Source organism: Tardiphaga sp. (assembly GCF_025356345.1).
Lineage (GTDB): Bacteria > Pseudomonadota > Alphaproteobacteria > Rhizobiales > Xanthobacteraceae > Tardiphaga.
In genome coordinates this window covers 1-10,543 of the sequence record NZ_JANXTC010000114.1, presented here as the reverse complement: position 1 = coordinate 10,543, position 10,543 = coordinate 1, and the positions used below count along the sequence as shown (strand labels likewise).

The 10,543-nt window shown below is 64.8% G+C and carries 9 protein-coding genes and 1 tRNA gene; 1 reads left to right on the top strand and 9 read right to left on the bottom strand.

The genetic code is table 11. The annotated features are described in order from the left end of the window. The 9 genes from Q0S16_RS06585 to Q0S16_RS06545 form a co-directional block, all read right to left on the bottom strand. Positions 1 to 1,086: PAS domain S-box protein (locus Q0S16_RS06585; RefSeq protein ID WP_295846222.1), on the bottom strand; the 1,086-nt coding region annotated here is incomplete at its 3' end. 53 nt (positions 1,087 to 1,139) lie between these two features. Continuing rightward, the gene (locus Q0S16_RS06580; protein ID WP_295846220.1) at positions 1,140 to 1,679 is read right to left on the bottom strand and encodes a chemotaxis protein CheW; all 540 of its coding nucleotides are present in this window, start codon (positions 1,677 to 1,679) and stop codon (positions 1,140 to 1,142) included. Continuing rightward, positions 1,669 to 3,741 carry a chemotaxis protein CheA gene (locus Q0S16_RS06575; protein ID WP_295846218.1) on the bottom strand — a complete coding sequence of 691 codons (2,073 nt, stop codon included), beginning with the start codon at positions 3,739 to 3,741 and terminating at the stop codon, positions 1,669 to 1,671. Before Q0S16_RS06575 ends, Q0S16_RS06580 begins: the two co-directional genes overlap by 11 nt. Continuing rightward, positions 3,738 to 4,103 (bottom strand): response regulator, encoded by a 366-nt coding sequence (locus Q0S16_RS06570; RefSeq protein ID WP_295846217.1) that lies wholly within the window; start codon positions 4,101 to 4,103, stop codon positions 3,738 to 3,740. The genes Q0S16_RS06575 and Q0S16_RS06570 overlap by 4 nt, the downstream gene beginning before the upstream one ends. A 2-nt stretch (positions 4,104 to 4,105) precedes the next feature. Continuing rightward, positions 4,106 to 4,354, bottom strand: a complete 249-nt coding sequence (locus Q0S16_RS06565) for an STAS domain-containing protein (protein WP_295846224.1) — start codon at positions 4,352 to 4,354, stop codon at positions 4,106 to 4,108. Positions 4,355 to 5,275: 921 nt separating this feature from the next. Next, positions 5,276 to 5,351, bottom strand: a tRNA-Thr gene (locus Q0S16_RS06560). Between the two features lie 137 nt (positions 5,352 to 5,488). After that, a complete protein-coding gene (locus Q0S16_RS06555) occupies positions 5,489 to 7,222 on the bottom strand; it encodes a heme biosynthesis HemY N-terminal domain-containing protein (protein ID WP_295846216.1) in 1,734 nt (577 codons plus the stop codon). 7 nt (positions 7,223 to 7,229) lie between these two features. Then, complete coding sequence (locus Q0S16_RS06550) at positions 7,230 to 8,450, bottom strand: hypothetical protein (RefSeq protein ID WP_295846215.1); 1,221 nt, start codon at positions 8,448 to 8,450, stop codon at positions 7,230 to 7,232. Positions 8,451 to 8,502: 52 nt separating this feature from the next. Then, positions 8,503 to 9,249 (bottom strand): uroporphyrinogen-III synthase, encoded by a 747-nt coding sequence (locus Q0S16_RS06545; RefSeq protein ID WP_295846213.1) that lies wholly within the window; start codon positions 9,247 to 9,249, stop codon positions 8,503 to 8,505. Between the two features lie 130 nt (positions 9,250 to 9,379). Here Q0S16_RS06545 and tsaD point away from each other — a divergent pair, with 130 nt between their 5' ends. After that, positions 9,380 to 10,453 (top strand): tRNA (adenosine(37)-N6)-threonylcarbamoyltransferase complex transferase subunit TsaD, encoded by a 1,074-nt coding sequence (gene tsaD / locus Q0S16_RS06540; protein ID WP_295846223.1) that lies wholly within the window; start codon positions 9,380 to 9,382, stop codon positions 10,451 to 10,453. Positions 10,454 to 10,543: the final 90 nt, after the last annotated feature.

Genomic DNA, 10,543 nt, shown 5'->3' with positions numbered 1-10,543 from the left:
GGAATCATATTCGCCGCGTCCAAGCTTGTCCCAGAACAGGCGGTATTCCGGGCTTTGCCGGTAGGCCAGATCAACGAACAGCGAATGATGCTGGCCGACCAGTTCGCCGGCGACATAGCCCAGGGTGTTGAGGAAATTGTCATTGGCGCGAAGCACCTTGCCATCGAGTGAAAACTCGATCACCGCCTGTGCCTTGTTGATGGCGGCGATCTGGCCCGAAAAATCCGCGTTGCTGATCGTTTGTGCGGTAATGTCGGTGGCATATTTCACCACCTTGAACGGCTTGCCGTCCGGACCCATGATCGGATTGTAGCTCGCCTCGAGCCAGATTTCCTTGCCGCCCTTGCCATTGCGCTTGTATTGACCGGCATCGAATTCGCCGCGCGCGAGCTTTTCCCAGAACAGCCGATATTCCGGGCTGCTGCGATAGATCGGATCGACGAACATCGAATGATGTTGGCCGACAATTTCGACGCTCGCATAGCCGACGGTATTCAGAAAATTATCGTTGGCCCGCAGGATTTTTCCGTCGAGGGAAAATTCGATGACAGCCTGCGCCTTGCTGACCGCGTCGATCTGGCCAGAATAATCGGAATTTTTCAGGATCTGCGCCGTGATGTCGGTCGCGAATTTCACCACACCGGTCGGTTTGCGATCGGCGCCAAGGATCGGATTATAGCTTGCTTCGACCCAGATTTCCTTGCCACCCTTGCCGATCCGCTTGTATTGGCCGGCGTCGAATTCGCCGTGTGCCAGCTTTTCCCAAAACAACCGGTATTCCGGACTGCTGCGATAGGCGGGCTCGACAAACATGGAATGATGCTGGCCGCGGATCTCGTCCAAAGCATATCCGATGGCGGCCAGGAAGTTGGCATTCGCATCGATGATAATTCCGTCCAGCGAAAACTCGATCATCGCCTGGGAACGGGAGATGGCCTCGACAATGCCGCGCAGCTTCTGGTCCTTGCTCGAGGCGACCTTGTCGTCACGACCTGCCGCCGGCTTTTTCTTCGAGCGCGTCGTTCTCGGCTTGGCTGCGTCGCTGTTTTTTTCCATGGGATCCTGGGCGTCCAGTTCGTGCATCATGACTTAATCTATCCTCAAAAATTCTGTTGAAGGAGTGAAGCTTTTGGTTGGAGTCACGCGGCCTTGGTGAGTTCGCTAGCGATGTTTCGTTTGGCAGGGTCAGTCGGATTGCCGAACAATCCGCTCAGCGACACCAGCGTCACCATGCGATCTTCCATGGCAACCAGACCGTCGAGAAACTGATCCTCCGTCGGCAGGCCCATTTCCGGGATTGGTCGAATGGCCTTGGGGTCGACCGAGATGATGTCCGAAACCGTATCGACGAGCAGTCCGACAGTTCGGGATGCGGCGGCGACAATGATCACCACATGCATGCTGGTTGGAACGGTTAGCCCGGCGCCAAACCTGGCTCGCAGATCGAAAATCGGCACGATGACGCCGCGTAGATTGATGACGCCGCGCACATGCGCGGGCGCGTTCGGGATCATCGTGGTGTCGGTCCAGCCCTTGATCTCGCGCACCACCATGATGTCGATGCCGTATTCCTCGGCGCCGAGCGTGAAGGTGATGAACTGCTGGCTGTTCTCTCCCGACCCGGCGCGATCCAGTGTGACCTGGCCTCCGTAATTCATCGTTGAATTGTCAGGCTGCATGTGGTGCCTCCTCCGGAAGGCTGATCATGTCGATCGGCGAGATGAATTGCGGGCGTTCAGTCACAATGCGACTGTCGATCTCACGAAGCCGGGCGATATCCAGGATCAGCGCGACCCGGCCATTGCCGAGGATGGTCGCTCCGCTGATGCCATCGACCGACTCGTAGTTGGTTTCGAGGCTCTTCACGACGACCTGTTGCTGACCCAGCAGTTCGTCGACCAGGATGCCGATCCGACCCGCGCTCTCGCTTTCGGCAATGATCACGATGCCGCGACAGGGATCGGCGACGGCGTCCGAGATCGCGAAGCAGCGGTGCAGATGCGTCATCGGCAGGTACTCGCCACGAAGCGCCAGCACCTGGCCGCGACCGACCACCGGATGAATGTCAGCGGCCTGCGGTCGCAGGCTCTCGATGATCGCGGTGAGCGGAATGATGAAGGTTTCCTTGCCTACTGAGACCACCATCCCGTCAAGCACCGCGAGCGTCAGCGGCAGCGACAGGGTGAAGCGCGAGCCGGCTCCAAAGCGGGATTGCACGGTAATGCGTCCGCCGAGCGACTGCACATTTTTTTTGACGACATCCATTCCGACACCGCGGCCGGAAATGTTGGACACCACGTCGGCGGTGGAAAACGCCGGCAGGAAAATCAGATTGTCGATTTCCTCGTCGCTCATCTTGGCATCGGCCGCGACCAGTCCGCGGTCCTGGGCTTTGGCCAGCAGCTTTTCGCGATTCAGGCCGCGGCCGTCGTCGGCGATTTCGATCACAATGCGGCCGCTGCGCTGCGCGGCGGAGAGATGAATAGTGCCCTGACGCGGCTTACCAGTGGCGACGCGGTCATCCGGCCCTTCGATCCCATGGTCTAGCGCATTGCGAATCATGTGAGTCAGCGGATCGTTCAGTTGTTCGATGACCGTCTTATCGATCTCGGTCATTTCGCCGGCGGTCACGATCCTAACCTCCTTGCCCAACGTGGCGGCGAGATCACGGACGATCCGCGGCATGCGGGCGAAGACCGACTTGACCGGCTGCGCACGGATGGCCATGACGCTCTCCTGCAGTTCGCGTGCCCCTTGGGCGAGCGCCTCGATGCCCTGGATCAGCGCCGGATATTGGTCCGTCGGCAACAGCGTTCCCTGCTCGGTCAGCATCGCCTGGGCGATCACCAACTCACCTACCAGATTGACCAGCCGGTCCACCTTGTCGACGTCGACGCGGATCGATTGTGTCGGCGTCGCGGCGACCAGCACGGCGGGCTTTTCCGTCGCCGGCTGGGCCGGGTTGATGGCGAGACTCGGGACCGCTGTAGCCGGCGCCTTGGCTGACACGACTTCGATCTTCAATTCGCAATCATCTTCGACGAATTCGAATACTTCGTGGACCGCGCTCTGTTGAACGCCGGTATCGAGCGTGAATATCCAGCTCAGATAGGCGGCTTCGGGCTCCATCCCGTCGAGCGTCGGCACTCTGGTGCTGTCAACTTCAACACCAAGGCCGCCGAGCTTGCGGAGCTGGCGCACCAAGAGCAGCGGCTCATTGGCCTTCTGAAGCATTTCGGTGTGCGGCGTGAAGGCGATCCGGTAACGTGTCTCACCGCTGAGTCCAACGGCCTCGGAAACTGGCCCAGCCTGAACCTCTGGCGCGCGTGGATCCGAATCGTCGAGCAGCACTTCCTCCATCGCGGTGACGATTTCGTACCCGAAATCAGCGGGCAGGCTGTGACCGTCCCGCGCCGCGCTGACGATATCGGCAAGCGCGTCGCTCGCACGGAGCAGCAATTGCGTCACGTCTCGGGTGGCGGATATTTTCTGCTCGCGGATGGCATCGAGCAGGTTCTCGAACACATGGGAAAAAGCGACCAGCTCACCAAATCCAAACGCGCCGGCGCCCCCCTTGATCGAGTGCACGGAGCGAAAGATGGCATGCAGGGTTTCTTCGTCACCGCTACCGATCGACAGCAGGTCGAGATTGGTCTGCAGCGCATCGAGCAGTTCAGCGCATTCCTCGAAATAGGTTTTGCGGAACTGAGCGAGCGGATAATTTTCGGATTCCGCGGTCATGGGCATACACGCTGGATCAGCTCGATCAGCTTCTCCGGACTGAAGGGCTTGACCAGCCAGCCGGTCGCGCCGGCGGCCTTGCCGTCGCCCTTCTTCTTGTCATCACTTTCCGTGGTGAGTATCAAAATCGGGATGCCGCGGTGTTTCGCATCGGCGCGGACGTGCTTGATCAGCGAAATGCCATCCATATTCGGCATGTTAAGATCGGTGATGATCAGGTCGAACTTCGAACCGGCAAGAACCGTTAGCGCGACTTTGCCGTCTTCGGCCTCGCCAACCTCGTAGCCAGCCTTCTTCAGCGTGAACGAGACCATGTCTCGCATCGTCTTTGAATCATCCACGGTCAGGATTCGTTTCGCCATGGTCAAACTATCCACTTTTTGAATTCGCCCTGCAGGCCCAGATCGGAGAGCGCCGTCAGGAACACTTCCGAAGCGTCGATGATCTGAAACGGGCAGTTGGCGAGATCGGCGGCGCGTCCGGCCGCGAGTAATATCTGAACGCCCGGCGTCGACATTCGCTGCACTGCGCTCGCATCGAGCAGCAGCGATCGATCGGCGAGTAGCGCGACCATGCTATGTCGCAGGGCGTTCGCATGAGTGAGATCGATCACCGCGGCCAATTTATGCACGGTCTCGCCGGACTCTCGAGCAACAGCGCTTGATCCGCGCAACGGCTGGTCGCTGGTAACGGCCGTCGTGTAAGCTCGCATGGGGAGAGCCTTTTCAAGAAGGATCCAGATTTGTCTTGAACAACATCGAACGCCTTCGCACCATTGCCGAGGCTCGGTGATGCTTGCGCGTAACAGCCAGCGTTGCGTCGAGTTTGCGGACCTATCCAGCCCGACAGGCGCCCGTTTCAGCCATCCGTATGGTCTGGTTCCCAGCGTGGACCCGACAAGATTCGCCACGGTTAATTCGACGAACCGTAAGAACACGGGGATCACGGCAATGGCGGTGCTATGACAGATACCAGCAGCGCGGGCTCGGCTTCTGTGAGTAGGAGTCCGTCATTGGAGTGGCATGGCTTCGCTGACTATGATTTTGATAGACAGGAAATCGATGCCCGCGAGCAGGTTGAGCACGCCTCCAGCCGGCAAGGCGCCGGCGCGCACGAGGGCGCAATGATTTGATAATACGGCGCCGCCCGCACGTCCTTGCGACCAAGTCATTCCGGCTCTGCTATGGCGTTCTGGATTGCTTCGCTTCGCCCGCAAGGGCGGCGTTGCGCGCGGATTCAGATTTAACGCATCAAGCTCTGGCGCCTGGGGGAATTCCCGAACGGCTGGACGTGCATTCGGATGCGGGACCCTGTTCTGGCACGCAAGGCGGCGGAGTTTGCCTTGGCGGGCACCATCACGTCGTCGTCCAGGCTGCCTTGATCGCATCCTGCCGCCTGGCGAGGATCACGCACGATCGTTCGAGAGGGACCCTTCGCTAGCGCGCTGCCCCGCGGGCCGCTTTTGCTTCGCAGCCAAGGGCACGCCTTGGGCCGTCAAGGCCATCAGATCCAAGCCTCGCGCTGCGAAGATGGCTGGTGCCGCAAACAGGACTCGAACCTGTGACCCCGTCATTACGAATGACGTGCTCTACCAACTGAGCTATTGCGGCGAACCATGGTGGCGATTCGGCTTGGTGGCCGGAAACGCTGGGGCATCTGATATCGCCCGCGGCGGCGATTGGCAAGAAGCGGCGGCGATTTCGGCCCGCAAAGCTCGCCGGAAGCCGCATTTTTCAGCCGGTCGCGCCTAGCCGCCCAGGCGGCCGATAAAGCCGCGCCAGCCGCCGGTCTGCTGCCCGGCGTTCAATTCGGCGAATTCATCGCGCAACGGTTCCTCATCATCGACGCCCGGATCGTCCGGCGCGCGCAGGATCGGGATCACCGCCGGGACGGTCGAGACCGGCCTGGCGCTCCGCGCCAGTTCCGGCCGGTCGCGAAACAGCGGCGGCGGCGCGGCGGGCTGGGGCGGCGGGGCCGCGACCGGTCCGGCCGCCGCGGCGGTCGCGGGGGCCTCGGCCGGTTCCGGTTCGATGGCTTCCGGCTCCGGCACCGGGGGCTCCGGTTCGGACAAGGACGCCGACGGCCGGTCGGCGGCCACCGCTTCGACCGGGGATGCCGGGCGCAACATCGGCCGCGGCGGGGCCAGCAACGTCTCGCGCACGATCTCGGATTCGATCGTCGACAGGCTGGCATCCGACGGCAGCGCCGCCAGCGGGGTCTGCCACTGGAACGCGTCGATCCGGCCGGTCACCGGCGATACCGGGCGCCAGCGATCCGACACATAGCCATCGGCGGTCCAGACCGGATCATGCCGCGCGCGCACCGCGCGCAGCGTCCAGGCGCGGGCCCGGCCGCTGTCGCCGTTTTCCGTGCGTTCGATCTCAGCCATCAGCATCGCGACGCGCTGGGTCGAGGCCTCGGTGAACGGCGCCAGCACGTCACGGGCGCGGCTGAATTCGGCGGCGTCGATCGCAGCCCGGGCCACCGCCAGCGCGCCTTCGATATTGCCCGGCACTTTGGCCGCCAGCGTCTCCACCCGCACCAGCCGGGCCTTCGCGGAATCGCCCAGTTTGACATGGGCATAGGCGTCGGCGAGATCGGGATGCGGCTGTGCCAGCCAGGCGGTTTCGATGATCTTGATGGCGCGGCGGATCTGGTGCGCCTCGCTCTGGAACTTGGCGGCCAGGACCGCAGCAGGGACCAAAATCGGCGCCAGCTTGACCGCTTCCATCGCGCTGTCACGCGACAGATCGCGGTCGGAGGTCTCGACCTCCAGCGCGCGCGCGGTCAGCAGCACGCCGCGCTGGCGGCGGAAGGTGGCGCGGTCGATCAGGCCGGAAGTCAGGTTATTGTCGAGGATCGCCAGCGCGCCGGTCCAGTCGCCCTGCGAGCAGCGGAATCCGAGCAGCGCCTGCGAGGCCCAAGTGGCGCCCGGCGCCAGCTTCAGCGCTTCCTCGGCGATGGTGACGGCCGCGAAGGCGTCGTCGCTGCGCTGCGCCTCGATGAACAGCCCGCGCAAGCCGAGCAATCTCGTGTCCTCGCGCTCCGCCATCGCGCGAAAAGCGCGCTGCGCGCCGCCGCGGTCGCCGTCGAGCTGCGCCGACTGCGCATGCAGCAGCAGCGCCAGCGGATCATTCGAGGTCAGCCGCCGGGCGACATCGCTGTGGCGGCGGGCCGCGTCGCTGTCGCCATGACCGATCGCCAGCAGGCCGTGGGTGATGGCATGGCGACCGCGGGCAAGGCGTTTTTCACGGCGGCGGTGGCGCAGCCGCTTCGGCATCCGCCACAGCCCACGCAACATCGACCACGCCAGCATCGCGGCGACGATGACGACGCCGAGCGCCAGCACGAACACCGGCAGCGAGGTCGCGACGCGCCAGCCGCCCGACGACAGCACGACGTCGCCGCTTTGGTCGGCGACCCACGCGGCGCCCGCGGCCGCCAACGCAATCAACACCAGGAATGAAATGATACGGCGCATCGGATTCCTATGGTGCCGGTTTGGAGAGCGCCGCGGTCGCGTCGGCTGCGAATTGGCGGGAGGCGGAAAGCGCGGCATCGCGCGCATCGACACGGTCGATCCAGGGCTGCATCGCGGCGCGATCGGCGGCCAGTAGGGTCAGCAATTCGCGCCTGGCCTCAATGATATCGTTGCGGCGCGCCGCCGCCGCGACGCGCAAGGCGACGGCACTCCGATTATCGCCTGGCGTGGCGTCGGTACGCTCGATCCGAACCAGTTTCGCCGCTCCCGCCTGCAGGCGATCGAGAATGCCGCTGCCGGACGTGGCCATTTCCGGCTCCGGCGCCAGTTTCGGCAGCAGGGCCAGCAGGTCGCGGCTCAGCGCCGCGGCGTTCGGCACGCCGGTGCTCGCGAAGACATCGAGCGGTTTGAGGATGTTCGCATCCGCCGCCAATGGCTTCGCCGCGGTCAGCGCGCCGGCATAGGGCTCGCTCTGCCGCACCGAATTATCCAGCAGCGTGGCGGCGACGACACGACGCAGCAGCCGGTCGTCGGCAGGTTTTGCATTCTGCTGCGCGGCCTCGGTCTTCAACGCACCGGTGGCGCGCTCGACCTGGCCGAGCCGTTCAGTGATCGGCGCAAGATCGACCGCGGCCACGGCCTCGCGCGGCGCGGATTTGAGATCGTTGACGGCAGCCTGAGCGCGCTCGGACTGCGATTTCACCGTCGCCAGATCACTGCGCAGCGACGCCACGGACTTTTCCAGCGCGTCCAGCCGGGTGGCGAGGGCCGGATCGGTGGCAGCCGTCGCAGGCGCCGGAGCGGAGGCCCGCGTTTCGACACGTGCAACCCGTGCCGCGAGGGCATCGACCGCCGCGCTATCGGTCTGCGAAACCGGTTCCGTCATCGATGTGCCCGGCCAGCCGGCCAGCCAGGCGCCGCCGACGACCAAAACCGCCGCGATCGCGCCGGTAGCGGCGGACAGCAGCCACGATCCGCTGCGCGCCGGATGCGGCGTCGATGCCGCGGCGGCGACTGGTTCGAAATCAGGAGTCGGCTCAACCGCCGGGGTTGGATCGACCTCAGGAGCCTCGGGAGCGACCACGACGGGCTCCTCGGGCGCGACCGGCGCAGCGCCGGGTTCCGCGACCGTTTCACGACTGACTTCGGTGGCCGTCAGTTCGATGGTCGGCGGCGCACGCTTCGGCCGGGCAAGATCCGGGGCTCCGGTTTCGCTGTCATCGACCATCGCGGGAGCTCCTGTGGCGGGGCGCGAAACCGGCGGGATTCGCCGCCCCTTCTTAGCGCGATAACGGGGCATTGGCACGGCCCAGCAAGTTGAACAAAGCGGGTTCATCCGGGGTCCGCGCGACCATCACCTGGGTCGCACCGGCGTCGCGGGCGACGGAAGCGATTGAATCCGACAGGCAGCCATGCAGGGTCGCCAGCGCCGAGATCTCGACGGCCGCCGCCTGCGCCGCGGTGAAAAATGCCCGGGCGCTGCGCCGCGAATAATGCAGTACCGCCTCGATACCCCCCGTGGCCAGGGCCGCGACGACGTCAGGTGGAAGGCTGGTGACCGGCGCCATGCGGTAGGTGGTGTGGGTGACGACGCTGAAGCCGCGCCCGCCGAGTTCGCCGGCGAGGTCACGGGCCAGATCGGCGCCGGCGAGGTAGAGCAGCGTGCTGCTCTTCTTGAGCCGCTTCGCCTTGACGCTGGCAACCATCAGCTCGCGCAGCGCGTTGGCGTCGCCATCGGCGGAGATCACATCCGCGAAACCGAGCTCGCGCGCGGCATCCGCGGTCTTGTCGCCGACCGCGAACAGCGGCAGTTTGATCAGGCTGTCGCGGACCGGCTGGTCGGCGATGGCGCGCAGCGCGTTGGCCGACGTCACGATCGCCGCGCCATATTTCGCGTCGGCATCGTCCTGAAACGGCATCTGCTCGAAACGCAGCATCGGCGCGGCCAGCACCGCCAGGCCACGCCCCCGCAGCGCCGCCGAGGTGGTGTCATTGTCAGGTTGCGGTCGGGTGATGAGAATGGCCATGCAGTCCCCTGCTTACCGGCAGCAAGCTTAACAGATGATTGCACTTTGCGACCGCGCAATGCTACGCCGGGCCAGCCCGATGCGGGTTCCCGCAGAGATCCAAGGACTGCCATTGACCGCCGACCAACCGATGCTGGTGCTGGGAATCGAGACCACCTGCGATGAGACCGCGGCGGCCGTGATCGAACGCCAGCCCGACGGCAGCGGGAAAATTCTTTCCAACATCGTGCATTCGCAGATCGAGGACCACGCCCCCTATGGCGGCGTGGTGCCGGAGATCGCCGCGCGTGCCCATATCGACCTGCTCGACGGCATCATTCGTCGCGCGATGACGGAGGCCGGGATCGGTTTCGCGGATCTGTCCGGCGTCGCGGCGGCGGCCGGGCCCGGCCTGATCGGCGGCGTGATCGTCGGCCTGACCACGGCGAAAGCGATCGCAATGGTGCACGCTACGCCGCTGGTCGCCGTCAACCACCTCGAAGCTCACGCGCTGACGCCGCGGCTGACGGCCCCTTTGCCTTTTCCGTATTGCCTGTTCCTGGCCTCCGGCGGCCACACCCAGATCGTCGCGGTGCTCGGCGTCGGCGACTATGTCCGGCTCGGTACCACCGTCGATGATGCGATGGGCGAGGCCTTCGACAAGGTCGCGAAAATGCTCGGCCTGCCCTATCCCGGCGGCCCGCAGGTCGAGCGCGCCGCCGCCCTTGGCGACCCGAAACGCTTCGCGTTTCCACGACCTATGCTGGGGCGGCCCGATGCGAATTTCTCGCTGTCCGGGCTGAAGACCGCCGTGCGCAACGAGGCCAGTCGCCTCGGCCCGCTGCGGCCGCGGGACATCAGCGACCTCTGCGCCGGTTTCCAGGCCGCGGTGCTGGAAGCCACCGCCGACCGGCTCCGCGTCGGCCTGCTTCTGTTCCGCGAGCGATTTGGCGCGCCGAGCGCGCTGGTCGCCGCCGGTGGCGTCGCCTCCAACCAGGCGATCCGCGGCGCATTGCAGGCGGTGGCCGCGAAGGCCCAGACCACTTTGATGATTCCGCCGCCGGCGTTGTGCACCGACAATGGCGCGATGATTGCCTGGGCCGGCGCCGAACGGCTCGCGCTGGGCCTGACCGACACGATGGAAGCACCACCGCGCGCCCGCTGGCTGCTCGACGCCAATACCACAGCTCCCGCCGGCTACGGCAAGACCCGCGCGGCGTATTAGGACGACGTCATGGCGAACTACAATTCAGTGGCGGTGATCGGCGCCGGAGCCTACGGTACGGCGCTGGCCGATGTCGCCGCGCGCGCCGGG